Origin of the sequence: Erwinia sp. BNK-24-b (assembly GCF_047456155.1) — a bacterium.
GTDB classification, from domain to species: domain Bacteria; phylum Pseudomonadota; class Gammaproteobacteria; order Enterobacterales; family Enterobacteriaceae; genus Erwinia; species Erwinia phyllosphaerae.
Genome location: NZ_CP179901.1, coordinates 4,279,655 through 4,305,328, shown reverse-complemented (window position 1 = coordinate 4,305,328; position 25,674 = coordinate 4,279,655). Strand labels below are relative to the sequence as shown.

Annotated in this window: 25 protein-coding genes and 1 pseudogene; 16 read left to right on the top strand and 10 right to left on the bottom strand. The window is 51.3% G+C overall.

Features of this window, described 5'->3' with window-relative positions; translation table 11 throughout:
- Positions 1–40: 40 nt before the first annotated feature.
- The gene (locus ACMGGR_RS19860; protein ID WP_414147684.1) at positions 41–1,279 is read left to right on the top strand and encodes a phospholipase D-like domain-containing protein; all 1,239 of its coding nucleotides are present in this window, start codon (positions 41–43) and stop codon (positions 1,277–1,279) included.
- A gap of 87 nt (positions 1,280–1,366) precedes the next feature.
- Here the strand turns inward: ACMGGR_RS19860 and ACMGGR_RS19855 are convergent, their stop codons facing one another.
- Positions 1,367–1,543, bottom strand: coding sequence for a hypothetical protein (locus ACMGGR_RS19855; protein WP_414147683.1), 177 nt, complete (start codon positions 1,541–1,543; stop codon positions 1,367–1,369).
- A gap of 368 nt (positions 1,544–1,911) precedes the next feature.
- Here ACMGGR_RS19855 and ACMGGR_RS19850 point away from each other — a divergent pair, with 368 nt between their 5' ends.
- On the top strand, positions 1,912–2,343 hold the full coding sequence (locus ACMGGR_RS19850; protein ID WP_246761295.1) for a DUF3828 domain-containing protein: 432 nt from the start codon (positions 1,912–1,914) through the stop codon (positions 2,341–2,343).
- A 35-nt stretch (positions 2,344–2,378) separates the two neighbouring features.
- On the opposite strand, the gene ACMGGR_RS19845 is transcribed toward ACMGGR_RS19850, so the two are convergent.
- Positions 2,379–3,263 (bottom strand): VirK/YbjX family protein, encoded by an 885-nt coding sequence (locus tag ACMGGR_RS19845; protein ID WP_414147682.1) that lies wholly within the window; start codon positions 3,261–3,263, stop codon positions 2,379–2,381.
- A 312-nt stretch (positions 3,264–3,575) separates the two neighbouring features.
- Between ACMGGR_RS19845 and ACMGGR_RS19840 the strand changes: the two genes are divergently transcribed.
- Positions 3,576–4,535 (top strand): DMT family transporter, encoded by a 960-nt coding sequence (locus ACMGGR_RS19840; protein WP_246761297.1) that lies wholly within the window; start codon positions 3,576–3,578, stop codon positions 4,533–4,535.
- A gap of 849 nt (positions 4,536–5,384) precedes the next feature.
- On the opposite strand, the gene ACMGGR_RS19835 is transcribed toward ACMGGR_RS19840, so the two are convergent.
- The gene (locus ACMGGR_RS19835) at positions 5,385–5,780 is read right to left on the bottom strand and encodes a transposase (protein ID WP_246761298.1); all 396 of its coding nucleotides are present in this window, start codon (positions 5,778–5,780) and stop codon (positions 5,385–5,387) included.
- A 540-nt stretch (positions 5,781–6,320) separates the two neighbouring features.
- On the opposite strand from ACMGGR_RS19835, the gene ACMGGR_RS19830 reads away from it, so the two are divergent.
- The 3 genes from ACMGGR_RS19830 to ACMGGR_RS19820 all read left to right on the top strand — a co-directional run bounded on the left by ACMGGR_RS19830 (position 6,321) and on the right by ACMGGR_RS19820 (position 9,862).
- Positions 6,321–7,577 carry a polysaccharide biosynthesis protein gene (locus ACMGGR_RS19830; RefSeq protein WP_246761299.1) on the top strand — a complete coding sequence of 419 codons (1,257 nt, stop codon included), beginning with the start codon at positions 6,321–6,323 and terminating at the stop codon, positions 7,575–7,577.
- Positions 7,578–7,585: 8 nt separating this feature from the next.
- Positions 7,586–8,533, top strand: a complete 948-nt coding sequence (locus tag ACMGGR_RS19825; protein WP_414147681.1) for an ATP-grasp fold amidoligase family protein — start codon at positions 7,586–7,588, stop codon at positions 8,531–8,533.
- A 375-nt stretch (positions 8,534–8,908) separates the two neighbouring features.
- The gene (locus ACMGGR_RS19820) at positions 8,909–9,862 is read left to right on the top strand and encodes an ATP-grasp fold amidoligase family protein (RefSeq protein WP_246761301.1); all 954 of its coding nucleotides are present in this window, start codon (positions 8,909–8,911) and stop codon (positions 9,860–9,862) included.
- Positions 9,863–9,903: 41 nt separating this feature from the next.
- On the opposite strand, the gene ACMGGR_RS19815 is transcribed toward ACMGGR_RS19820, so the two are convergent.
- Positions 9,904–10,185: a YjcB family protein gene (locus tag ACMGGR_RS19815; RefSeq protein WP_246761302.1), complete on the bottom strand. Its 282-nt coding sequence runs from the start codon at positions 10,183–10,185 to the stop codon at positions 9,904–9,906.
- Positions 10,186–10,898: 713 nt separating this feature from the next.
- Between ACMGGR_RS19815 and ACMGGR_RS19810 the strand changes: the two genes are divergently transcribed.
- Positions 10,899–12,203 carry a diguanylate cyclase domain-containing protein gene (locus ACMGGR_RS19810; RefSeq protein ID WP_246761303.1) on the top strand — a complete coding sequence of 435 codons (1,305 nt, stop codon included), beginning with the start codon at positions 10,899–10,901 and terminating at the stop codon, positions 12,201–12,203.
- Here ACMGGR_RS19810 and soxS read toward each other — a convergent pair.
- Positions 12,200–12,610 carry a superoxide response transcriptional regulator SoxS gene (gene soxS / locus ACMGGR_RS19805; RefSeq protein ID WP_246761304.1) on the bottom strand — a complete coding sequence of 137 codons (411 nt, stop codon included), beginning with the start codon at positions 12,608–12,610 and terminating at the stop codon, positions 12,200–12,202. The genes ACMGGR_RS19810 and soxS overlap by 4 nt on opposite strands.
- A 113-nt stretch (positions 12,611–12,723) precedes the next feature.
- Between soxS and soxR the strand changes: the two genes are divergently transcribed.
- The 4 genes from soxR to ACMGGR_RS19785 all read left to right on the top strand — a co-directional run bounded on the left by soxR (position 12,724) and on the right by ACMGGR_RS19785 (position 17,461).
- Complete coding sequence (gene soxR / locus ACMGGR_RS19800) at positions 12,724–13,191, top strand: redox-sensitive transcriptional activator SoxR (RefSeq protein ID WP_246761305.1); 468 nt, start codon at positions 12,724–12,726, stop codon at positions 13,189–13,191.
- Positions 13,192–13,233: 42 nt separating this feature from the next.
- Positions 13,234–13,896 (top strand): glutathione S-transferase family protein, encoded by a 663-nt coding sequence (locus ACMGGR_RS19795; RefSeq protein ID WP_246761306.1) that lies wholly within the window; start codon positions 13,234–13,236, stop codon positions 13,894–13,896.
- A 394-nt stretch (positions 13,897–14,290) separates the two neighbouring features.
- A complete protein-coding gene (locus tag ACMGGR_RS19790; RefSeq protein WP_246761307.1) occupies positions 14,291–15,640 on the top strand; it encodes an NCS2 family permease in 1,350 nt (449 codons plus the stop codon).
- A 171-nt stretch (positions 15,641–15,811) separates the two neighbouring features.
- Complete coding sequence (locus tag ACMGGR_RS19785; protein WP_246761308.1) at positions 15,812–17,461, top strand: Na+/H+ antiporter; 1,650 nt, start codon at positions 15,812–15,814, stop codon at positions 17,459–17,461.
- Between the two features lie 59 nt (positions 17,462–17,520).
- On the opposite strand, the gene ACMGGR_RS19780 is transcribed toward ACMGGR_RS19785, so the two are convergent.
- A complete protein-coding gene (locus ACMGGR_RS19780) occupies positions 17,521–17,712 on the bottom strand; it encodes a DUF943 family protein (RefSeq protein ID WP_414147680.1) in 192 nt (63 codons plus the stop codon).
- 202 nt (positions 17,713–17,914) lie between these two features.
- On the opposite strand from ACMGGR_RS19780, the gene ACMGGR_RS19775 reads away from it, so the two are divergent.
- Positions 17,915–18,913 carry an aldo/keto reductase gene (locus ACMGGR_RS19775; protein WP_414147679.1) on the top strand — a complete coding sequence of 333 codons (999 nt, stop codon included), beginning with the start codon at positions 17,915–17,917 and terminating at the stop codon, positions 18,911–18,913.
- A gap of 223 nt (positions 18,914–19,136) precedes the next feature.
- Here ACMGGR_RS19775 and ACMGGR_RS19770 read toward each other — a convergent pair.
- A pseudogene (locus tag ACMGGR_RS19770) lies at positions 19,137–19,457 on the bottom strand (MFS transporter); the annotation flags it as partial.
- A gap of 370 nt (positions 19,458–19,827) precedes the next feature.
- Here ACMGGR_RS19770 and ACMGGR_RS19765 point away from each other — a divergent pair.
- A complete protein-coding gene (locus tag ACMGGR_RS19765; RefSeq protein ID WP_246761311.1) occupies positions 19,828–20,727 on the top strand; it encodes a LysR family transcriptional regulator in 900 nt (299 codons plus the stop codon).
- A 39-nt stretch (positions 20,728–20,766) separates the two neighbouring features.
- Here the strand turns inward: ACMGGR_RS19765 and ACMGGR_RS19760 are convergent, their stop codons facing one another.
- A complete protein-coding gene (locus ACMGGR_RS19760) occupies positions 20,767–21,669 on the bottom strand; it encodes a LysR family transcriptional regulator (RefSeq protein WP_246761312.1) in 903 nt (300 codons plus the stop codon).
- A 102-nt stretch (positions 21,670–21,771) separates the two neighbouring features.
- Here ACMGGR_RS19760 and ACMGGR_RS19755 point away from each other — a divergent pair, with 102 nt between their 5' ends.
- From ACMGGR_RS19755 to ACMGGR_RS19745, 3 genes are all read left to right on the top strand, one after another.
- Entirely contained in the window at positions 21,772–22,200 is a 429-nt protein-coding gene (locus ACMGGR_RS19755) for a CidA/LrgA family protein (protein ID WP_246761313.1), read from the top strand.
- Entirely contained in the window at positions 22,193–22,891 is a 699-nt protein-coding gene (locus ACMGGR_RS19750) for an LrgB family protein (protein WP_246761314.1), read from the top strand. The genes ACMGGR_RS19755 and ACMGGR_RS19750 overlap by 8 nt, the downstream gene beginning before the upstream one ends.
- Before the next feature lie 144 nt (positions 22,892–23,035).
- Positions 23,036–23,581, top strand: a complete 546-nt coding sequence (locus tag ACMGGR_RS19745) for a YfaZ family outer membrane protein (protein WP_246761315.1) — start codon at positions 23,036–23,038, stop codon at positions 23,579–23,581.
- An 82-nt stretch (positions 23,582–23,663) separates the two neighbouring features.
- Here ACMGGR_RS19745 and ACMGGR_RS19740 read toward each other — a convergent pair whose 3' ends face one another.
- Positions 23,664–25,310, bottom strand: a complete 1,647-nt coding sequence (locus ACMGGR_RS19740) for a cation acetate symporter (RefSeq protein WP_414147678.1) — start codon at positions 25,308–25,310, stop codon at positions 23,664–23,666.
- Positions 25,307–25,615, bottom strand: coding sequence for a DUF485 domain-containing protein (locus tag ACMGGR_RS19735; protein WP_414147677.1), 309 nt, complete (start codon positions 25,613–25,615; stop codon positions 25,307–25,309). The genes ACMGGR_RS19740 and ACMGGR_RS19735 overlap by 4 nt, the downstream gene beginning before the upstream one ends.
- Between the last annotated feature and the right edge of the window lie 59 nt (positions 25,616–25,674).

The following is a 25,674-nucleotide window of genomic DNA, read 5'->3' as shown; positions in this document are numbered from 1 at the left end:
ATCATAACCCTCTCTATATTTGTTTAAAACGAGGATGAGAATGATTGATACTTTTAAAGCGCTGGCAGCGAGTATACCGGCTGTCAGCCAGGCTAAAACAGCAGACTTTGAGCTGGTATACGACGCGCCAGCGGAAACAACGCTGGCCGCACCCGATTTACGCAGCAGCGCTGCCGTCTGGCAGGAGATGTTTGCTAATGCGCAGACGAAAATCGATATAGCGCAGTTTTACGTGGCTAACGAAGCCGGTTCACGGCTGGATAAGGTTATCCATACGCTGCGGCAGGCTGGCGAACGCGGCGTTAAAATCCGTTTTCTGCTGGACCAGAAAGGCGTGAAGATGAGTACGGCAGAGACAATAGCGCAGCTGCAAACCATTCCAGGCCTGACGCTGCGCGTCATTCCCTTCAGCAAGCTGGCCGGCGGCATCATCCACGCTAAATATATTCTGGTGGACGGCAAACAGAGCTTTGTCGGTAGCCAGAACTTTGACTGGCGGGCGCTGGAACATATTCAGGAAACCGGTTTATTGATTAATAGCGGTCGGGTTGTCACGCAAATTGCCGCTATCTTTAACCATGACTGGCATGCGCAACCGCTGCTGGCCGCAGGAGAAAAGGTGCCGGAAAGCGGTACGGACTGGTTACCGGAAGATCTTCGTCGTGGAAGTTACCTTATCGCCAGCCCACGAGCCTGGAATCCGGCAGGCATTGCAGATTCGCAAACGGTTTTACCGCAGCTGCTGGCGTCTGCCAGGCAGCGTATTCGGGTACAGGTGATGGAGTATGCACCGCTCTCCTGTGGCGAAAAGCGTAGCCGTCCTTTTTACGCCGTTATCGACAATGCGCTGCGAGCTGCGGCGGCACGTGGCGTGCAGGTTGAGCTGATGGTGGCCAGCTGGAATACCGGACAGCCTGAAATTGACTGGCTAAAAAGCCTGGCGCTGGTGCCTGACGTGACGATAAAAGTGGTGACCATACCCGAGGCGAGCAGCGGTTTTATTCCCTGGGCCCGCGTCGTGCACAGTAAGATCATGACGATAGATGACGAGCTGGCGTGGGTAGGCACCAGCAACTGGCGCGGCGGTTATTTTGATCATTCGCGTAATCTGGAGCTGGTGCAAAACGATGCTGCTATGGCAAAACGACTGAACGCGCTCTATTTGCAACTGTGGCAAAGCTGTTACGCGAAACCGTTACGCATTGATGCTGACTATCCCGAGCCTGATCCGGGCGGCCTGAAGCGGGATCCTTCCGGGTCCGATGCTGACAATCGGTAACGCAATCCCTGACCTTTTCCTGCTGCGGAAAGGACTATTGCGTGGCAAAGAGTTATGGGGCTGTCTTTTCTGCCTGGCGCCCGTTTATCAAATCCAGTGAAAGACTTTTGCCATCAGCGCAGCCAGCCCTGGTGTGGTGGTAAGGTTTACCCCAAACAGCAGACGGAAATCCCGGCGAGCATCCTTTTTAATATCGCGCACGTCGCTTTTCATTTCTGAAATATCGCACTGAACATATCTGACATCGGTTTCCAGCTTTGTCACTTTCGAGTCAGGCTTCACTACATTTTTAATGGCGTTCTCCGCATCCCTTGAAGGTGGCGGTCTTACAATTTTGCTAAAGGAGACGGTACTTTTTTTAGGCAGCAGAGAAAAACAATATCAGCAAACAGAAGGCGGCTCGCATTTCTCCTGGTGTGTTGCACGGAGGCTTTTCGCTCCTGACGTAATGTATGGATCATAGTAGGATAGGCACAGCCGCCTGCTGGCAGAAACCACTGGTGGTTGGTTACATCGTATAAACATTTACTAAAAATAATGCAGAAATTTATTCATTAATGAAAACGGCAGGGTAAATTAACCGGGCAGCGCGGAGCCACCACGCGACAGAGTAACGGGCAGAGATAGCATTAATGAAGAAATGGATACTGGCGCTGGGTATAGCGCTACTGGCAACACAGGCCAGCGCGGCGGAGCTGGATCCGCAGACGTCCAGCAAAAATTTTTATAGCTGGTATCTGGACGCGCTAAGCAAAGATGAAAGCCCAATTGATGAGCACGACCCGGTATTAAACCAGTACGTTACGCCGCAGCTGCTGCAAAAAATTAACGTCCTGATCAAAAGTCCGGAAGGCATGGATGATGACTTTTTCCTGCAGGATCAGGATTACAGTGATGCCTGGGTAGGTAACGTCAGCGTTAGCCGCTTTACCATTAACGGAGAAACGGCATCGGGCGATGTTGTGCTGGGCAAAGATCCTGACGATCGACAACTGCTGCTGGTCACGATGCGAAAAGATCGTGAAGGCTGGAAGATCGATGACGTAGTCAAAGAGGAAAAATAATCCTGCCAGCCAGCAAAGTGCTGGCAGGGTGCTGCTTACTGGAGATGTGAACTGAACTGCTGCGCGAGCGTGTCCAGTAGTTCATAACGTTTGCGGTATTCTGAGCGTTTCTTGCTGGCGATCTCCTCCAGCGGCCGACGGGAAAACGCCAGCGGGACAGCATACAGTTTTGATGAGAGCGGGCTGGCGTTCAGCGTTTCCCAGAACTCGTTATAGCTGGCGTGAAACAGGCTTTTCTTTTTCAGGCGATAGCGCCAGCTGCGGAAGATATGGCCGCTGTCGCTGACGGCCTGAATCTGCGTAATACCCGTAGCGTGGCAGAACAATGTTAGTGTTTCCATCAGCAGACGTTTAGGAAACAGGCCGTAGCAGGCTTTGGTTGCTGTACGGATCATCTCATGTGGCGTATCGCGATGGGCACCCTGGATGCCGCCAATCACCATCACTTGTTTTCCTTGCTGTTCCATTACGGCAAAGGTCACTATCGCCAGCTTAATATCGTCTTGGCTGAAATAAAGATTCACCTCGCCTTCTCTCTCACAGCGCCCGGTACAGGCCATAGTAATAGAGAAGCGCTCGCCATTTTTGCCCGCAAAATTCAGCAACTCCGCACCCTGCTGGCTCAGTAGCGCCTGGCGCAGATGCGCAAAGCGCAGCGTCTTCGCGAACTGGTAGTGATCGATAATCGCCTGCGCGCGTGAGGCGACCGGCATGCCGCCATACAGGTAAGGGCGATGAATTTTGCTTGGCAGCGTATGCTGGACCGCCAACATTTCGCGCATTACCGGCTCGCGGGTAATCGCGCCAACGATCTTCATCGTTTGCAGGGGGCAGGACAGAGAGCGCACAAGGTATTTCAGGCGATACTCGCGGTCATACCAGAGCTTTCCCGGTTTTAGCTTGCCCGTTACCAGCGACAAAAAAGAGTCAGGCTACTTTCCTGACCAGGCGTAAGAATGGTATCGGACATGCTGGTGCTCCAGTGTAAAAGCGGTAGTTGAACACCGGCAACCTCAACGTAAGCTCAATGGGATTTTGCAAGTTAATGCTTTCGTTTAGTGGTTGATAAAATGTTTAATTTTCTCGACTTTTAACGCAAATTTTTTGAGGAAAATAAGTAGATTAAGTAAAAATACGGCGATGACGTAACGGCGATGTTTGGTGAAAATATAGATAGCGTTGCGCAAACGTCGTAATCTGAAACTTCCCGTACCGAAAGTTTTGGAATCTTTATGTTGGCTGGAGTGCTGTTTGCCCTGTGCGCAGGATTAATGTGGGGACTGATCTTTATTGGGCCGTTGCTGATACCCGATTACCCGGGGGCGCTACAGTCAGTCGGCCGGTACGTTGCCTTTGGGCTGATTGCTTTACCCCTGGCCTGGCAGGATCGCCACCGTTTGCGGCAGCTATCGCGCGGCGACTGGACAGAGGCATTAAAGCTGGCGTTAACGGGTAACCTTCTTTATTACACCTTTCTGGCAAGCGCGATTCAGCGTACCGGCGCGCCCGTTTCCAGTATGATTATCGGTACGCTGCCGGTGGTAATTTCCGTTAGTGCAAATCTGCTTTATGGCCATCATGAAGGGCGGCTGCCGTGGCGTAAGCTTGCGCCGGTCTTACTGTTAGTCGCGCTGGGACTGGGCTGCGTTAATGTTGCAGAATGGCAGGGCAGCTTTCAGCATAACGATCTATTACGCTATTTTAGCGGCATTGGCATGGCCGTTATGGCGATGATCTGCTGGACATGGTATCCACTGCGTAATGCTCGATGGCTGCGTCAGCACCCTCATCATAAAGCTACCACCTGGGCAACAGCGCAGGGTATGGCAACCTTGCCGCTATCGCTGGTGGGCTATCTGTTGGTCAGTTTGCAGTTGCATCTTACCCGGCCTGATTTCCCTTTACCGTTTGGCCCAACGCCCATCATTTTTATCGCGTTAATGATTACGATTGGGCTGCTCTGTTCCTGGCTTGGCGCGCTGTGCTGGAACGAAGCCAGCCAGCGCCTGCCCACCGTGCTGGTGGGGCCGTTGATTGTTTTTGAAACGCTGGCCGCGCTTTCATATACCTTTATTCTTCGTCAAAGCTGGCCTCCGCTAATGACCAGCTGCGGCATTACTGCTTTAATTGTCGGCGTTGTGCTCGCCACACGTATAAAACCGGAAGCGTTAAAAAATACCCTGCCGGGCTAAAAATAATATCAGTGGTTAAAATTGTAAAAAAAAGCACGTTATGTGCTTTTTTTTTGTTGCCGCTGGTCGTAATAATCTGACGCTTCTGCCCGTTTTTGTGATATTGCTCAAATTTTATGGCTGTTTTTAATACAGGAAAAAGTCAGGGCACGGCAAATCCTCTATGACACAACACCAGATTGTTCCGCTATAAGAATAATCGCTAATCCTGTTTCTCCTATTTTTTGCACAGTCCATTCAGGCTGTACATTTCCTGAACCTGTTTTTTTGAGACGGTTTTTCAGATAACAAACCACCTTAAACTCAAATTTTTGGCCGCCTGAAGTCGTTAAGACGACCTCAGGTAAACCTGAATACATTAAAAATACAGGATAAATGTTTAGCCAGCATTACCCTTTTCATCCCTATTCATCAGTACACTTAAGGTTTTTTGCATAATTTATGGTATTGATAATGTACGTCATTGACGCTGAACCGCTTCAGTAAAGGGTTGGGGCCATGGCGAGATGGCCTGTAACTGAGAAGAATAATGAGAATCATAAACCATTCATAAACAGAGAATGATTACCATAACTGGAGCTGGCGGCCGATTTTTGGGGCTATCTGTAAGTAAGGTTTATGTCAGAAGTGGCGCATTTATCTTTCGCGACAAAGACAAATGCGCTCATAACTATCTGAAAAAATGATTTTTTTTCTGGTGGCAATCAATTTCAATAGTCTGGGCAGGGATGACTATGAGAATAAACTCATCACTGATTCAGGACTCCACAAAAAAGAACGGCGTTTATTAATAAAGGATCAGAATATTTTAATTTGGTCCTGGGTAATAAAAAACGTACTGTCCTGCAATTACTGATTTTCACAGTTGTAGGGATAATGGTAAACGCTACGGCTAATATCCAGTAAACGGCAGCTGCGACGCGTCCCGATATCAAACGTATCCTGCAGAAAATTAACAGCCTGACGTTTATCGTTGGTAGTAAAGAAGTTTTTCAACACGCTCTGTAGCATCTCTTTGTCGGAGGAGAGCATCTGGAGCTCACGTTCCATGCTGTGAACCTGTTCCTCTAACATTTTGATTCTCCTGCCTTCTTCAGAAAACAATCCGGCATATTTCTTTTTCCAGCTATAGAAGGTGGCCTCGGAAATCCCCAGTTCTTCACAAATCTCCTTAACCTTTACGCCGCATTCAGATGCTTTAATGGCACTGGTGATTTGCTCTTCGGTATATCGTGACTTTCTCATAAATGCTATTACCTTTCTTAACTATAAAGTGATGAGAATGGCTGAACTAAAAAATGGAACTAATTTATCCATTAATCGGGACAGCGACGTTAAGTGCGCGATTTGAATTGCAGGCTTTAAGTTAAGGGATTATGAATAAATATCATCATGGGATTTCTCCTATTTTATTTGCAAAGCCACTGCTTAGCTTTCGATATGCGGGTTTTTGTTATAAATTCGATTCATGCCAGCAGCAAGGCCAGTGTGTAATTCAGAATGATCCAGCAGGCGAACCAAAAAATGTGTGCCAGGATATTCTCCAGCAGCCTCCGTGCTGCCATGTGTGCGTTGTTTGTAATCAAGTCCAGGGAAAATCAGACGATTCGTTAAAAAACGATCTGATAAAGATAAATCTTTTAAATAAGAGCGGCCTCCCTTTGTCCGTAAAATAATATCCCGGATTTTTATTTTGCCAGGTTTAGTCCAGGTTCACTTTCTCTGTTGTAGACAAGGATGTATTGACTGTCGCTATAAGTTATTAGTCCTACAAAGGAAGCTTCAATGAAACACAGTGTCGTCTCTAACGCTGCCTGGATGATGTCAGAGAAGGTCGTCTCAGTATTTGGCGTGATATTTGTTACATCTTATGTTGCGAAATCTTTTGGGCCCTCTGTTTTTGGCCAAATCGCCTTTTCAGCGTCAATTTTTTCAATTGTGCAGACCATTGCTATTTTTGGTACGGAAACCATTCTGTTCAAAAGTATCAGTAAGAACACGGCGAAAGGCATCCGCCTGATGGCAGTAGCAAAGCAGTTACGTATGGCGTTGTTGCTGTTGATGTCGTTACCCGTTTTGGCCTGGGTATGGCTGATGATGCGGGAAAATTTTCTGGTTTTTGCCGTTGCTTCATTTTTGTCGGCGATTTTTGTCACGCAGGATATTTTCAGCGTTTACAACAATGCCCGACTTGAATCACGAATGAATACCGTCGCCAACGCAACGGGAATGATTATCAGTTTCGCTATCAGTTTTGCGATTGCCTGGTTCAAACTTAGCCCGCTGCTGTTGTCGCTTTCTATCGTCGCGGTGACGCTGGTGCCTTATCTGATTAAGCGCGCAACGTTTTATCAGGAAAATAGCCTCAGCCCGCCTTCAAAACGTAAACATCGTAGCTATCTGCGCTACCTGTTTCATGCAGGGCTACCGCTGGCGATATCCAGCGTCTTTATTTCAATCCAGGTCAAGCTGGCGCAGTTTTTCCTGGTAGGCGTAGGCTCGGCCCATGAGCTGGGACTGTTTACCGCCGCGAATACGCTGGCCGCTTCCTGGATATTTATCCCGGTGGCCATCATCACCTCCTGCTTCTCCGAGATCTTCAGAGAGCGTGCGGATGTGGCGCTAAAGCTGGCTGGCAGACTCAACGGCTATGTTGCCGCAGTGTCACTACTGATACTGGCCGTCATCGCCGTGTTTGGCGAAAAGTTAGTCAGCATGCTGTATGGCCATGACTATATTGCGGCCGGTAACCTGGTCACGCTGCTGTCACTGGCAACCTGTTTTTCCGCGATGGGTACCGTAGCCTACCGCTATATGGTGAAAGAAGGCGGCTTTAACTATCTGCTGGTAAAAATTGTCTTACTGGTAGCGCTCAGCGTGGTAACCAATTGGTTTTTCATTCGAACCTGGGGACTTTCAGGCGCAGCATGGAGCGTGCTGGCGACGGAAGTTTTGTCTCTGACGCTGATGAATTATTTCTTTAAGAATGGTGTCATTCTTAAAATGCAGCTTTCCTCACTCAATTACAAAACCTATAAGTGAGCAAAAAAATGTTAAATGCAAAAACGGGAATCAAGAAGGCTGCGCTAAGCGTTATCCGAATTATGCCGTGGTCTTGTCAGGACAGATTATATTATTTTCATCGCTTTAAGCGGCTGCCCGACATTCGGCATCCTCAATCTTTTAATGAAAGAGTATTGTTCCGCAAGTTTATTAAAGGCGATTATAACTGTTACGCAGCGTTATCAGATAAGATCCAGGTACGAGATTATATTTCCCACACCATTGGTGAGGAATATCTGATACCGCTGTTGCATACGACAGATAACCCGGAAACCTTATTCGAACTGGAAACGTTGAAAGATACGGTGGTTAAACCTAATCACGGTTCAGGCATGGTAAAAGTTTTTACCGAAGAACCAGACTTCATTGAAAAATATAAGCTTATTGAAGGCTGTGAAGCGTGGCTGAAATGCGATTACTCGCACGAATCACGCGAAATTCACTATCGCTATATCAAGCCGCAGATCATGGTTGAACAGCGCATCGGTGATGAGAAATCCACCGCGATTGATTATAAATTTCATATGTTTAACAAGCAGGATGGCCATTTCGAATATGTTCTGCAGGTTATTTTCAATCGCAGTGATAACCAGCCGCTGTCAATGCTGTTTTATGTAAACAACCTTGATACCTGTTTTTACCGGCGTTTCGATACCGGGCTGGATATTCGCGCTAACAGAGCCTCGCTGGAAAAGGCGCTGGCGCTGAGCAAAAAACTGGCCAGCGATTTCGACTATGTGCGCATTGACTGGTATATCAGCCAGGACAAAGTTTACTTCGGTGAGCTGACCTTCACGCCTGGCGCTGGCCTGATGCCGGTACTGAAGCATGGGCTGGATGAGATGATGGGCAACATGTGGATACAGGATGGACGCTCTGCCACTCTGCCAGAACGTACGCAAACCGCATCGGTTGTCCCGTTAAGAAGCGTTTAATAAGAAGCTAAAGCTAACAGGCCTTATCTGGCCCGCCGGATAAGGCAATTCGTTAAAGAGTACAGGTAAGCTCGCAGCGTCTGACCCGTAAACAGCAAGCTTTCAGGCTTGATACGGCAAGGTCGAAGAGCATTTTTCGTCAGCTGTTTTCATCTTTCTCCTGGCACCAGGGACATGAACCCGGAGCCGTAATACAGGACAGAGGTCGCAGGTAAGTTTTTTTACCCGCGGAGTAAAGCAACTGACGGTTTTTTATGCTTACTGGTAAAAATGAGACGAGAGTGTCGCTGTTCCGGAACGCAAGACACGATGATGGTACGGCTCCCGAACACAGCTTTTCACACACAATTATAAAGCCTGCATATGAGGTAAAAAATGTTAAAACTCAAGGCAGAAATAAGAAAAGGAATCTTTTACCTTTTCAAAAAAATGCCCTGGTCTTACCAGGACAGAATTTATTATCTGCATAAATTTAAAAAGTTACCAAACATACACCAGCCAAAACTGTTTAATGAGAAAGTCCTGTATCGCAAATTTGTCACCGGCGACTATATGCGTTACGGCCTGTTGTCAGACAAGCTGCTGGTGCGGGACTATATCTCGCAGATGATCGGCGACGAATACCTGATCCCGCTGCTGCATGAAACGGCCGATCCCGTCACGCTGCTGGGACTGGGCTCGTTGAAAAACACCGTGGTAAAACCGAATCACGGTTCGGGAATGGTGGAAATTTTTCTGGAAGAACCCGACTGCATTCAGAAGCAGCTGTTAATCAGCCGCTGTGAAGAGTGGCTGAGTCGCGATTTCTCCCATGAAGCGCGTGAAATTCACTACCGCTATATTAAGCCGCGTATCCTGGTTGAACAGTATGTTGGCGACGGCAAGTTTGCTGCCGTTGACTACAAGTTTCATATGTTCAACAAAAAAGACGGCACGTTTGAATATGTTTTGCAGCTGATTTATAACCGTAGCGGTAACTCACCGCTGTCGATGAACTTCTACGTCAATACGCTGAAATCGTGCTTTTACAAGATCCGCGATACCGGTTTCGACATCAGTGGCGATATGGAAACGCTGGAAAAAGCGCTGGCGCTCAGTAAAAAGCTGGCCAGTGATTTCGATTATGTTCGCGTGGACTGGTACATCAGCGAAGGGCAGATTTACTTTGGCGAGCTGACGTTTACGCCGGGTGCAGGCATGGTGACCGGACTGGATCAGGGACTGGATAAGATCATGGGCGACATGTGGTTGCAGGAACGTAAACCAAAGACGCTGAAATCCGTCGGTGGTGAAACGGCGGCACTGCCAGCAGCGTTAAAGAAAATCTAAAAACAACAAGCCGCATCTTCAGAATGCGGCTTGCCGGTTTGTTAAGGCAGCGGATAATCGGCTGGCGTATGGCTCATCACATCAACAAATACGTCTTTGGTGATATGCCAAAAGTTAAGCAGATTATCCACGCTCAGGGTAATACCCAGCAGGCCGGTAACAAACCAGCATGACATGCCTATTCCTACACCGGTAAAAATGAACGCCATGCCGTTACGGCTACTCTGGCGGCACTTTACGTTAAACGTACTGGCAATAAACATCATGACTGCACTAACCAGTTCCCATCTCATCAGCACCAGGCTAGCGGTTAAGGTACCCATATCTTTAAAACTCCGACAAAACAGGCCTGGCAGTGAAAATTGGACGTCATCTGACCGGACGAAAAGGCCAGGAATGCTTTTCATCTGAACGGTTAGCAAAGGTAAGTGTGATGACGGTCACATTATAGCACCGGGTAAAGTGAGAATTGAACAGTTTTAAAGCCGGTTTTAGACGTTTTTTGTTCAGCGGAGATAAAAGAATCCTGGCAGGCGCTGGCTTTACGCCTCTGTGTTAATTAACCTTTTCACAAAGTAATGTAATCGTTAATGATATTTTAACGGAAAAGGGCAGGCTATTTTTTTTGAGACAATTAATGATAATAATTGTCATTAATAAGCCATCGAGAATGAGTTGTTTATTATTTTTGCTCTGCTGACATTTTTGACAATGCCCTGCGGATAAGCATTTTATAAATCTTTTTGGTAATAACTGGATCCTTTAAGAGGAATCTCACGAACGGGAAGTTGTACCAAATGCAGATGAGTTGTAGGATTTTTGATAACTATTTTCTGCTGATTTTATTTTGCGTATCACAGGACTGTAACCCAACATTATTCGGCGCTGGCCGACAGCAGGACTACTTTTAAGCACGATAACAGGGGCCTGTATGTTTGCCAGTGGCTTTCAGGATTGAAAAGCCGTCTCTGCCTGCAGAGAACTTATCTGGCCGATTCAGTATTGCTCCTTGTGTCTGCCTGGCAAGGGAGGATGCATGAATCATGTCCATTTCGGAAAGCGCTTCAGGGCGCAACCCACAGAAAAACCACTACCGACGCTACGTAAATCGCTACGGCGGATCCATTTAATCATTATCCTGGTTTCGCTAACCTTCAGCGGTATCTCGCTTTCCCTGTTATCCGTGGTGGCGCTACGCAACTATGCGGAGAACAACTCAGAGCTGGTCGCAAAGACTATCAGCTACAGTGCTGGCTATGCGGTGGCTACGCACGATGCCACTGCGGCACAGGCTATCCTGGGGGATATCGGTACGGAAACACAGGTTGGCCAGGCCAGGATAGTGGATGCACAGCATCAGGTGCTGGCAAGCTGGTCTGCATCCGACGAGCGCTCCGCGCAGTCGTTCACGAAGGTCGTTGCCCGCTGGCTATTTCCAAAACCCGTCCATATTCCGGTGCATTATGACGGGAAAGAAGTGGGGCAGGTCTGGCTGACCGGCGACGGCCGCCGCGTTATGCATTATCTGTTTCAGGCACTGACGTGGCTAAGTTGCAGTATGCTGATTTCGGCGACGCTGGCTTTTTATCTGTCGCGCCGTATGCATTCGGGCATCGTTAGCGCCTTACAGAATATCGCCTGCGTTACGCATGAAGTTCGTAAGAGACGCGCTTTTTCACTGCGCGTACCTTCTTCTTCTATTGCGGAGCTGAATAAGCTCAGCGGCGATTTTAACAGTCTGCTGGACGAGCTGGCGGACTGGCAGCGTCATTTGCAGAGTGAAAACGATACGCTGTCCCATCAGGTGCGGCACGATGCGCTCACCGGCTTACCTAACCGTACTGCCTTTGAACAGGAACTGCATAAGCAGCTCAGCGATCCGCTTACTGCCGAGCGGGTAGCCGTACTCTTTATTGATGGCGATCGCTTTAAGGAAGTGAATGACCGCTATGGGCACGCGGCTGGCGATCATGTGCTGACGGCAACCGCCCAGCGCCTGCGCGCTCGCGTGCGTAAAGGCGATCTGGTCGCCCGGCTTGGTGGCGATGAGTTTGCCATACTGCTGGTGGCGATTGACAGCGGCGAACAGGCGGGTTGCGTAGCGCAAAATCTGATTGAAGCAATGCGCGAACCTATCTGGCTGGACGACGCTACCCACGTTACCCAGTCGCTCAGCGTAGGAATAGCGCTGGCAAAAAATCACCATACGGGCGAGGCGACCATTGCCCAGGCTGATGCAGCGATGTATCACATTAAAGCGCTGGGCGGCGGCTGGTATTTTTCGCCAGCGCTATGGGAACAGCGACAGGCGACGGCAACGCTTGCCTATGAAGACAGTTAGCGACAGGCGGCACCATTAGCGGGCAGCGCATAAGCGGCGGAGGGGAACTCGCTGCAGTCAAAATAGAGGTGACGCTTCTGCGGACGGCGCATCGTATGGCGATAGGCCGTAGGCGTCTGAGAAAACTGGCGACGAAAAACGCGCGAAAAAGTTTGCTGCGAATCGTAGCCGTACTGCATCGCTATATCGAATACCGGGCGCTGCGTCTGGCGCAGCTCTTCTGCCGCCAGCGTCAGGCGACGTTCACGAATATAGTTACCCAGCGTCTGTTTGGTCACGGCGCGAAACATACGCTGTAAGTGCCATTTCGAATAGCCGGATCGGGCGGCGACCTCATCTATAGAAAGCGTTTTATCAAGATTGCTTTCAATCCAGTCGGTAAGCGTGTGAATGATATCGTCATGCATACTTTTCTTCTCCCTGGCGGCCGGTGGTGAGTTAAACAAAGGCGGAAAAAAGGACATTGCCTTATTAAGGGCTGGAGTATAATTCCTCAAGTTAACTTGAGGTAAAGCGCAAAATGAAAAAAAGTCCCGCCGGTTTGAATAAACGCGAGCTCACCCCTGGCGACGTGTCGGCACGCTGCGGCGTTGCCGTTTCGACGCTGCATTTTTATGAAAGCAAAGGTTTAATTACCAGTTTCCGCAACGGCGGCAACCAGCGCCGCTATCATCGTGATGTACTCCGGCGAGTGGCGGTGATCAAAATTGCCCAGCGCATTGGTATTCCGCTTGCCACTATCGGTGAACACCTTGTGCAGTTTCCGTCAGGCAAGCGCATGTCGCCGAAAGAGTGGACGCAGCTGACGCAAAAATGGCGCGAGGAACTGGATGGGCGCATCGAAACGCTGACTCGCTTACGGGACGATCTTGACGGCTGCATCGGCTGCGGCTGCTTATCTATGGAAGACTGTCCACTGCGCAACCCGGACGATCGCCTGGGCGCGCGCGGGACTGGCGCTATCCTGCTGGAACCTGAACCTAAGTAGCGCTCTATACTGATAGCACTCACGTTTCTACAAGGAAAGGTCATGATCACGGTTCACCACCTGAACAACTCGCGTTCGCAGCGCGTTCTCTGGATGCTGGAAGAGCTTGAGACGCCCTATCAAATCAAACAGTACCAGCGCGAAGCGACCATGCTGGCCCCCGATTCGTTAAAAAAAGTCCATCCGCTAGGAAAGTCTCCGGTCATTACCGACGGTAACCGGGTCATTGCCGAATCTGGCGCAATCCTTGAATACCTGGCAGAACGCTACGACGCGGAAAATCGACTGAAACTTTCTGATGAAGAGGAGCGGCTTCAGTCTCGCTACTGGCTGCACTATGCCGAAGGTTCGTTGATGCCGCTGCTGGTGATGAAGCTGATCTTCAGCCGTATGGGACAGGCCCCGGTGCCTTGGTTACTGCGGCCCATCGGCGGGGCTTTTGGCAAGGGCGTGCAAAAAGCTTATCTGGATAAGCAGCTGGCTACCCATCGTGACTTTATTGAGCAGCATCTTGCCGCCAATGAATGGTTTGCCGGAAAACAGTTCAGTATCGCTGACGTGCAGATGAGCTTTCCGCTACAGGCACTTAGCGCGCGCGGCGGCGCGGGCCGTTCACCTGCTATTCAGGCATGGCTGGAGAAAGTACAAAACCGTGCGGCCTGGCAGCGCGCGCTGCAAAAAGGCGGTGCGGTGAAGCTCGACTAGCGTATCCCGTCAAATCCCAGACTTCTCTGTTGGCTGAAATGATTGTTCACGTAACGCCGTTCGCGTTTCAGCCGCTTTGCAGCCATAAGAAAGTGCTATTTCGGTCATGCAGGCGAGATGGGTAGAGTCGTCTCTGCACAGCAGGCGCGTAAAAGAGACGAAAATATGCAAACTTAGCGGCAACAGCAGTTGAAAATATGCCCTTAAAGGCAGGATAATCGTTTGCCTTCAGAAAAGGCGCGATATATGTGCCAGGTTAAACGTTTGCTTTTTTACGATCGCCGCCTCGTTTCGAGGGGTTGTCGATCTGCGATGGCTACTCAGGGATGTGAACGTGGAAAAAACCTGTCGCCACGTATCGATAACTCATAAGAAATTTCAGGGGATCTTCATTATGTCGACTCATCATCAGACCGGCGGCTCGTTAGACGCCTGGTTTAAAATCTCTGCGCGCGGCAGTTCCGTTCGCCAGGAGATTTTGGCCGGCCTCACGACGTTCCTTGCCATGGTCTATTCGGTGATTGTTGTGCCATCCATGCTGGGCAAAGCGGGTTTTCCGCCCACTGCCGTTTTCGTTTCTACCTGCCTGGTCGCTGGCTTTGGCTCGCTGATCATGGGCCTGTGGGCCAATCTGCCGATGGCTATCGGCTGCGCTATCTCGCTGACCGCCTTTACGGCCTTTAGCCTGGTGCTGGGCCAGCATATCAGCGTGCCGGTCGCGCTGGGCGCTGTGTTCCTGATGGGCGTGCTGTTTACGCTGATCTCCGCAACCGGTATCCGCAGCTGGATTTTGCGTAACCTGCCGATGGGCGTGGCGCACGGGACGGGTGTGGGTATCGGCCTGTTCCTGCTGCTGATTGCCGCCAACGGCGTCGGGCTGGTGGTGAAAAATCCTATCCCTGGCGCGCTGCCGGTCGAGCTGGGCGATTTCGCCTCTTTCCCGGTGATGATGTCGCTGGCTGGCCTGGCGGTGATTTTCGGTCTGGAAAAGCTGCGCGTGCCGGGCGGCATTCTGCTGACCATCATCGCTATTTCCGTGCTGGGGCTGATTTTTGATCCTGCCGTGAAGTATCAGGGGCTGTTCGCTATGCCCTCGCTGTCTGACGCGCAGGGCCATTCGCTGGTCTTTAGCCTGGATATTCTGGGCGCGCTAAAACCTGCGGTGTTGCCAAGCGTGCTGGCGCTGGTGATGACCGCCGTGTTTGATGCGACCGGTACTATCCGTGCCGTGGCGGGACAGGCGAATCTGCTGGATAAAGACAATCAGATTATTAACGGCGGCAAAGCGCTGACGACCGATTCCGTCAGCAGCATTTTCTCTGGTCTGGTCGGTGCATCGCCTGCGGCCGTGTATATCGAATCAGCGGCGGGAACGGCGGCGGGGGGTAAAACCGGTCTTACCGCTATCGTAGTCGGCGTGCTGTTTCTACTGATTCTGTTCCTTTCGCCACTGGCTTACTTAGTGCCAGGCTACGCTACCGCGCCTGCGCTAATGTACGTTGGCCTACTGATGCTGAGCAACGTATCAAAAATCGACTTTAGCGATTTTGTCGATGCAATGTCCGGTCTGCTGGCGGCGGTGTTTATCGTGCTGACCTGTAATATCGTGACCGGCATTATGCTGGGCTTCGGCTCGCTGGTCATTGGCCGCATCTTTGCGGGCGAATGGCGCAAGCTGAACGTTGGCACCGTGGTGATTGCCGTTGCGCTGGTCGCTTTCTACGCGGGCGGCTGGGCTATCTGATCCCTCCTGCGAGGCCGGTTTTCCGGCCTCTGTTCCAGATTTGTGCCTTTTCCTGCCCGATAACGCATTTCCGGTTTTTCAAGCTAATCCATTTTTGCTTTACTATCAGGCGGGGCATTTTTTGTCCTGAGCTGTTTCTTTATCGTTATCTGGAAGCTATGTAAGGACAACATGGAAATCTTTTTTACTATTCTAATCCTCACGCTGGTGGTGTCGCTTTCGGGCGTTGCCGCTCGCATCATTCCTTTTCAAATTCCCTTGCCGCTGGTGCAGATTGCCATGGGCGCGCTGCTGGCGTGGCCGACGTTCGGTCTGCACGTCGACTTTGACCCGGAACTGTTTCTGGTTCTGTTTATTCCGCCGCTGCTGTTTGCCGACGGCTGGAAGACCCCGACCAGCGAGTTTCTGCATCACGGACGGGAAATCATCGGCCTTGCACTGGTGCTGGTGCTGATTACGGTCGTTGGTATTGGCTACCTGATTTACTGGCTGGTGCCCGGCATTCCGCTGCTGCCTGCGTTTGCGCTGGCGGCCGTGCTGTCGCCAACCGATGCCGTGGCGCTTTCCGGTATCGTCGGCGAAGGACGGATCCCGAAGAAAATCATGTCCATTTTGCAGGGCGAGGCGCTGATGAACGATGCGTCTGGCCTGGTATCGCTAAAATTTGCCGTTGCGGTAGCGATGGGCACGATGGTCTTTACCGTTTCCGGCGCGTCGCTGGAGTTTGTCAAAGTGGCCGTGGGTGGCCTGCTGGCGGGGATTGCCGTCTGCTGGCTGTATGGGAAATCGCTGCGCCTGCTCAGCCGCTGGAGCGGGGACGATCCGGCAACGCAGACGGTCTTGCTGCTGCTGCTGCCGTTCGCTTCCTATCTGATTGCCGAACACATTGGCGTTTCCGGCATTCTGGCCGCCGTGGCGGCAGGCATGACCATTACGCGTTCCGGCATTATCCGCCAGGCACCGCTGGCCATGCGCCTGCGCGCTAACAGCGTCTGGCAAATGCTGGAATTTGTCTTTAACGGCATGGTGTTCCTGATGCTGGGTCTGCAGCTGCCGGACATCCTGCAAATCTCCGTTAGCCAGGCCGAAGCCGATCCTAACGTTGACTTATGGATGCTGGTGCTTTCCGTGGTGCTGATTTATGCCGCGCTGATGGTCGTACGTTTCGCCTGGCTGTGGACCATGCGACTGATTAGCCAGCGCCTGCTGAAAAAAAGGCCGATGGAGTTTACCAGCTACAGCCTGCGTGAGCTGCTTATCGCCTCTTTTGCTGGCGTACGCGGCGCGATTACGCTGGCCGGTGTCCTGTCGATTCCGCTGTTTCTGCCGACAGGCCACGCTTTCCCGGCGCGCTATGAACTGGTGTTTCTGGCGACGGGCGTGATCCTCTTCTCGCTGCTGGTTGGCGTGGTGATCCTGCCGCTGCTGCTGCGCGGCGTAGCCGGGCATGATAAAACGGCACATCGCCATGAAATGCAGATGGCGCGCGCGGTCATGGCCGAAACCGCTATCGACAGCCTGTATAAAATGGAAGAGCGGCTGGTTGCGGATACCGAAGAAAATATCGATCCGGAGCTGGTGAAAGAGGTGAGTTCGCGGGTGATTGGCAACATGCGCCGTCGCGTTGATGGCAAAGCCGATCTGGAGCGTGCACTCTACGCGGAAAACCTTGAGCGCCGCTTCCGCCTGACTGCACTGCGCGCCGAGCGCGGCGAGCTGTATCATCTGCGCGCCACGCAGAAGATCAGCAACGAAACCATGCAGAAGATGCTGCACGATCTCGATCTGCTGGAAACGCTGCTGATAGAGAAAGAAGAGTAACCCCAGGGCCGCGAGCCGTATGGCTCGCGGCTTTTATCGTCGTATTCCTCAGGCAGACCCTATTTTTCTTTGATCGTTGCCCGGTTCTCTTGCCACCAGCGAATCCTTCCCGGTTCAGTAAGAGGAAAGTTTTTAACCAGAATATCACTCTGATGAACTGCCACAATCTCCGTAGGTTGCAGCATGGTGGTAATCACATAGAGCCAAATCGCGAGGACAAAGGCAGGGAAAACCAACTTAATCGGCTTCACTTTTTACTTCCTGTAAGGGTGATTGGGGCGTCACTGCCCTTCGTGGCTGACTATTTTAACTGTTTGTTTTTTGAACGACATTGCGTATTTAAACAGCCAGGCGGCTTTTTTAAAAGGGTTGATACCTGAAAGGTATCTCCTGAATTGAAATTCAGCCCCATAGACCGTTGTGGAACAATGACGATTCACTTACGGAGGGGCTATGGAAAACAGACATCTTGCTCGGGATCTGAACGTCGGCGCGATAGGCTACGGTGCTATGGGGCTGAGCGAATTTTACGGTGAGACTGACGACAAAAAATCGCTCAGCTTACTGAATAAGCTGCTGGATCTTAACGTCAATTTTATTGATACCGCCGATTTTTATGGTCGTGGTCATAACGAACGATTAATCGGGCATTTTTTGGCGAAGTTGAACAACCAGCGCCGGCAGGCGTTCAAAGTTGCCACCAAATGCGGTATTGAGCGTGGCCCTGATGCCGCTTACGCCAGAAAGATAAACAATACGCCGGGCTATATTGTGCGCTGCTGCCACGAGTCACTACAGCGGTTGGGCGTAGAGAAAATCGATCTTTTCTATCTTCATCGCGTTGATACAGGTGCGAATATTGAAGAAAGCATGCAAACGCTGGCCGATCTGGTAAAAGAAGGAAAAATTGGTCATATAGGATTGTGTGAAGTCTCTGCCGCGACGTTAAAGAAAGCCCATGCGGTATTTCCGGTAACGGCCGTGCAGACAGAATATTCATTGTGGACGCGTGATATTGAAGAAAGCGTTTTACCCGCCATCAAAGCGTTGGATATTGGCCTGGTCCCTTATTCTCCGCTGGGTCGAGGTTTCCTGACCGGCAAATATCTGAGCACCAGCGATTTTGCCGAAGGCGATTTCCGCAAAGGTAACGAGCGATTCCAGCAGGAAAACTTAAATCATAACCGTAAGCTGCTTGACGTCATCAAACCGTTGACCGAGAAGTATGGCTGTAGCTCCGGACAGATCGCGCTTGCGTGGCTGCTGGCGCAGTATGAGAAAACCGTCCCCATCCCCGGCACCAAAAGCGAAAAGTATCTGGCAGAAAATGCCGCCGCGGCTAACCTCGTTCTTGATATATGTGATATCGAGGCGCTAAACACCCTGCAACGTACTATTGAAATTAAGGGAAGCCGCTACAGTGAAGAAGGTATGAAAGGGGTTAACGCATGATCGTTCTTTGCCGATCAAGATGACTTTTAGTTTGCCAACTATCAGAAAGCCGGAGCCTGTTATGGCTCCGATTTTTTTCACTCTGCTGCAACCATTTACTGCTCCTTAAATTTTTATACTTTCACGTCCACATATTTTTCAATAACGGTTTTGGCAGGAATGAACGCGACCAGCAGGAAGGAAAGGGCGATAGCAGCACCTGCCGTGATAAACAATGCTGGTCCAGTGCTCCGACGACACGAGCCGCTAACAGCATCTCGTAAGAACTGACGGTGGCAGACCCGACATTAGAGATAAAAAGAATGACCGTTAGCGAAAGCAACAGAGCTTTTTTCGGTAAGTTACCTAAAAATACGCAAGCGAAAAGCGCACTCAAAGCACCCACCCAGGCATAAAGCGAGACGGTCATGCCGATTTCAGCTTCAGAAGCATGCAGGCCATTGGCGACAGGCGTTAACAGGCCAACCGGGGCCAGTTCGGTGGTAACAATAGTGAATGTTGCAAGAGCCAGAATAAATAGCGCCAGCCATGCTCGTATCGACATAGCCGTCTCTTTAATAACGGTTGACATAATAATTACCTTTTATTTTTTACATTATGTCGCCAGTATTATCTGCTGGATTAAAATAATTTTATCCGGCGATAAGCGGGCGTTTTCAGGAGTGAGCTTTGTTTAAAACAGCTTGCTGACTTTATAAATATTCAGGCATGGTGAGTTTCCTTATGCGGTGGATCACTAAAGCCAATTTATCACCTCAGTTTCTCGGGAGAATTGTTACTTTTGTGATTCCTTTTTGGTATCAACAGCCATTTCTGTCACCCGCAGACATCCATTTACAGTTCGGGCTTCTTCAGGATAAGGTAAGTTTAATTAGCTGGTTATCCCTGCCTCGAAAGGCAGCTACGGAGAAATTTTGTCTATTACCAACAGCAAGTTACCCAGCATAAAGCAGTTGCAATGCTTTCTGATTGTTGCCCAGGAGCTAAATTTCAGGAAGGCCGCTGAGCGTTTACGGATGACGCAACCGCCTTTAACGCGGCAGATACAATCGCTGGAAGAAACGCTGGGCTGCGCGCTGTTTATTCGCAATACCCATGAGGTTCGCCTGACGCCGGTTGGTATTCAGCTGGTAGAAAAAGCGACTCATTTACTTGGTGAACTAGAACAGTTTGTTGTCGATGTAAATAAAGAAAATACCCATTTACGTATCGGGCTTACCCGCACGCTCAACTTTGATAATATTCCGCAGATTGCCAATAAAATACAAATTCTGATAAATAATCAGGAGCTGGAAATACAAAATCAAACCTCCAGTCAGCTCCTGCAATCGCTCTCTAAAGGGCAGATGGATCTGGTGATTACCGGTGAAAAAAGCCTGCATGGCGAACAGGATTTTAAATTTGACTGGCTCTATAAAGAACCTTTATTCGTTGCCATGCCTTCGGCTCATCCAGCCAGCCTGCAGGAAAAAGTCTCTTTTACCGATCTGGCCGATCTTCCGCTGTTCTGGTTTCCACGCAATGCCAACCCGGCTTTCTATGACAAGTGCGAAAAATATTTCCAGCAGCTGCCGTTTGCTATCCGCAAGGTAAAAGAGCCGGATGACTCTTTAGTTTTGCTTTCCAGCATCGTTAAAAGCAAAGGTTTTGCGTTGATGCCTCGCTCAATGTGTACTTTTAACCAACAGGGACTTTGTTACCGTGCGTTGACGAGTGAAGCGGCAGACGCCCTGAATATTGACGTCTACCTGGTCAGCCGTAAAAACGAAGAGCGAGATCGGGTTAAACAAGGTGTTGAGAGCCTGATGGCATAGTTCCCGACAGAGGCTAAAGCGCTGCCGGAAAACCGTTGCCTACACCGACAACGTTTGCGTATGGCCTGGCCAAAACTGGCGACAGCAGGCGATCCAGGCCTGGGCGCTTTTTGACAGGTAGCTCCCCTCGCGCCAGATCAGTCCCAGCTGCCACACCAGCTCCGACTCCAGCGGCAGCCACAGCAGCTGGCTTTTATCCAGCCGCTGGCAAACCGGCTCTGGCAGGATAGCGACGCCCATGCCCGCCTGCACCATGGCGGCCAGAAAGTCCCACTGCCCGCTGCGAACCGCAATCTGCGGCGCAAAGCCGCTGGCCTGGAAGGCGCGCATTAGCTGGCGATTCAGCGAAAACTCCTCGTTATAAATCAGGATAGGGTGCCCGGCCAGTTCGGCCAGCGGGATATGGCTGCGGCGTAGCCATTCCTGAGTTTTGGGCACCAGCACGCACAGCGGATGGCTCATCAGCGGCAGCGCGTTCAGCGGCAGATCGTCCGCTACCGGCAGCGCGGTCATGGCGATATCCAGCGTGCCGGAAAGCACCGCCTGCTGCACGGTCAGGCCGCCAAATTCAGAAATTTTCAGCTCGACGCCCGGATAACGCTGCCGAAACGCGGAGATCGATCCCGCTATCTGCATGCCGACCATGGGCGGAATACCCAGCCGCAGCTCGCCGGTTTTCAGATCGTTAATATCGTTGATTTCCGCTTCCAGCTGCTTGAACTCCTGTAAAATCGTCAGCCCGCGCTGATAAACCGCCTGGCCGGTATCGGTCAGATGCAGCTTGCGTCCTTCGCGGATAAGCAGCGTGCAGCCCAGCTCCTCTTCCAGCTGGCGCAGCATTTTACTGATGGTGGGTTGGGTGACAAACAGCTGTTCCGCCGCGCGGGTAAAGCTTTGCTGGCGCACCACTTCCACAAAATAACGCAGGGCTCGGACGTCCATAAACATTCCTGTAAGGCATAGTTCAGATAATATTAAGTCATTTATTTCACCCTTTGTTATCGCTTTATACTCTCTTTACGCATTATTCAGAGAGAGACCATCATGACGCTGGCAATACGTCCGCACAGAGCGGGCTGGCTGCAACGTATTCAGGTTCCGTTACAGGTTGTTTTGTACATTGGTTTTTTTATCGTCGCACAGCAGTTAGTTGACTGGCTACATCTGCCGTTGCCCGCCAATATCGTTGGCATGCTGCTGCTATTGGCGTTGATTATGTTAAGGATATTGCCGCTAAACTGGGTAAAGGCGGGGTCGCGCTGGCTGCTAGCGGAAATGCTGCTGTTTTTTATTCCGGCGGTGGTAGCGGTGGTCAATTATTCACAGCTGCTGCGCGTGGACGGCTGGCGCATCATGATCGTGATTACGATCAGCACGCTACTGGTGCTGACCGCTACCGCACTGGTGGTCGATCGCGTCTACCGCTTTGAAATCTGGCTGGCAGAACGCAAAAAGGAGCGTCGTGGTGAATAATTTTATCATCAGCCTGCTCTGCCTGGCGGCAACGTTACTGATCTACTTTCTCAATAAACGTCTTTACCGGCGCTGGCATAAACTGCTGCTGATGCCGCTGGTGATGACGCCGATGGTACTGGTGGCGCTGCTGCTGCTGACGCGCATTTCCTGGCAAAACTATATTGGCGAAAGCCACTGGCTGCTGTGGCTGCTTGGCCCGGCCACGCTGGCTTTTGCCGTGCCGGTTTACGAGAACATGGCGATTATCCGCCGTCACTGGCTGTCGTTAAGCGCTGGCGTGATTACCGCGACGCTGGTAGCCGTGTGCAGCTCGGTCTGGCTGGCAAGGCTGCTGACGCTGCCGGAAGCGATCCAGCGTAGCCTGGCCGTTCGTTCTATTACCACACCTTTTGCGCTGGCGGCAGCGAAACAGCTGGGCGGCCAGCCCGATCTGGTCGCGCTGTTTGTGGTGATCACCGGGGTATTTGGCATGGCCGTCGGCGATCTGCTGTTTATTCGCCTGGCCGTTAAGCAAGGACTGGCGAAAGGGGCCGGTTTCGGCGCGGCTTCCCACGGGGCCGGTACGGCTCGCGCCTATGAAATCGGTCAGGAGGAGGGCGTGGTGGCCAGCCTGGTGATGATGCTGTCGGGGATAGTCACCGTTGTGGTTGCGCCGCTTATTGGACGTATCATGTGGGCGGTCGTGTAGTTGACATATTCGGTTACGGCCAGACCGCAACGTTAACTAAATGAGCGCCCGTATTCGTCGCTTTCTCATTTTCTTCTGGCTGATGATGGTTTACTCTCCGGTGCCGTCGGGAAACGGCGAGAAAAAATTCATCAGGAGAAGAAAATGAAAGCAGTGGCAACTACCGCAGGCGCTCTGGCGCTACTGGTGCTGGCAGGTTCAGCGCAGGCGATTGAAGGCGGAATTGACGTAGGTCGTGACTATACCAACCTGCACGCTGGCCTGGGCACTACATCGACCGGTTTTGCGGTTTCAGGCAACTGGCTGCGCAGCGATCACGACGGCAGCATGGGTAGCCTGGGTCTTGGCTACAATGTTGGCCTGGGCGACGCGTTTATCACGCCAGGCGTGAAGGCCATTTCTACCAATCCGAAAGATAACAAAGATGGTTATGCGATTGCAGTAGGCGTTGGCGTTCATCTGCCTGTGACCAATATGTTTAACGTATTCGGCCAGTACTACTACTCGCCGGACTCGTTCTCCAGCCATATCAACGACTACCAGGAAGCGTCTGGCGGCATCAGCTTCCAGCCAATCTCGCTGGTTGACGTACGCGTTGGCTATCAGTACATGACGATGGATGGTAAAGACGGTCGTAAAGACAACGTTGTTGCCGATGGTCCATACGTTGGCGCATCCGTACACTTCTGATACGGATAAGGGATTTGCCCGGTTGAGCGCAAATCCCCCTGAAAACGAGTCTGGTGTTAGCCAGGCTCGTTTTGCTTAATCCTCAATGGCCTTTGCCGCTTTCAATCCCCACGCCTGTTTGCGAACGAATAAACTGCGCCTGAAAACGCTGGCGTTCCAGCTCGCCTTCTTTTGAAGAATCCGTCACGGAAAAAAGCCAGGTACCAATAAACGCAACCAGCATGGAAAACAGCGCCGGATATTCATAAGGGAAGACGGCTTTGGCATGACCCAGCACCTGTACCCACACCGTCGGGCCAAGGATCATTAACAGGACCGCGGTCAGCAGCCCCAGCCAGCCGCCTACCATCGCGCCCCGCGTGGTCAGCTTTGACCAGTACATCGACAGCAGAATAATCGGGAAATTACAGCTTGCCGCAATAGAGAAAGCCAGCCCGACCATAAACGCAATGTTCTGTTTCTCAAATAAAATCCCTAGCGCAATGGCGACCACGCCCAGCACCAGCACGGTGATTTTTGAGACGCGCAACTCCTGTTTTTCCGTCGCCTGACCTTTTTTGACCACGCTGGCATACAGGTCATGCGACACGGCCGATGCACCCGCCAGGGTTAGCCCGGCGACCACCGCCAGAATGGTGGCGAAAGCAACAGCGGAGATAAAGCCGAGGAAAAGACTGCCGCCCACGGCGTCAGCCAGATGCACCGCAGCCATATTGTTGCCGCCAATCAGCACGCCCGCCGCATCCTTAAAGGCTGGATTAGCACCCACCAGCAGGATTGCGCCAAAGCCGATAATAAAGGTCAGGAAGTAGAAGTAGCCCATAAAACCGGTGGCGTAGAAAACGCTTTTACGCGCCTCGCGGGCATCGTTAACCGTAAAAAAGCGCATCAGAATATGCGGCAGGCCCGCCGTACCAAACATCAGTCCCAGCCCGAGCGACAGTGCGGAAACCGGATCCTGCACCAGTCCGCCAGGCCGCATAATCGCCACGCCTTTTGGGTGCACCGCCATCGCCTGGGTAAAAAGATTATTAAAGCTGAAGCCGACGGTTTTCATCACCATAATGGCCATAAAGCTGGCGCCAAACAGCAGCAGCACCGCCTTGATAATCTGCACCCACGTCGTGGCCAGCATGCCGCCGAACAGTACGTAAAGCATCATCAGAATGCCTACCAGCACCACGGCGACGTGGTAGTCCAGGCCAAACAGCAGCTGGATCAGCTTGCCCGCGCCAACCATCTGCGCAATCAGATAAAGCGCTACTACGACCAGCGAACCGCAGGCGGAAAGCGTGCGGATCGGCAGCTGCTTCAGGCGGTAAGAGGCAACGTCAGCAAAGGTATAGCGGCCCAGATTGCGCAAGCGCTCGGCGATTAAAAACAGAATGATTGGCCAGCCGACCAGAAAGCCCAGCGAGTAAATCAGCCCGTCATAGCCAGAGGTATAAACCAGCGCGGAAATACCCAGAAACGAAGCCGCCGACATAAAGTCGCCCGCCATCGCCAGGCCATTCTGCAAACCGGTAATATTGCCACCGGCGGTGTAATAGTCGCTGCGCGAACGGGTACGCCTGGATGCCCAGTAAGTAATACCCAACGTAGCCGCGACAAAAATCAAAAACATCACGATGGCTTCGCTATTCACCGGCTGTTTTTGCACCGCGCCGCTAAGGGTATCGGCTGCCGCCGCAGAAAAAGGCAGTAGCGGGAGTAAATATAAAAGTTTCATCCCTTCACCTCGTTCAGCAGCTCGCGCGTTAAGCGGTCGAACTCCCCATTTGCCCGCCACACATAAACGCCGGTAAGTACGAAGGAGATAATAATTAAGCCAATACCAATGGGAATACCTCGCGTCACGCTGGTATGGGCATCGAGCGGCGTACCGAGCCAGCCAGGGGCGAAGGCAATTAACAGAATAAAGCCGACGTAGAGAACAAGCATAATGATTGAAAGCAGCAGGGCAAAAGCCTGGCGTTTTTTAACCAGCTCTTTAAAGCGCGCGCTGTTTTCAATTCGCTGATAAATATCGTTCATCACCAAATCTCCAGAGAAATTATAGGAACTGGCCTTGCTCGCCATTTATCAGCCGCGCG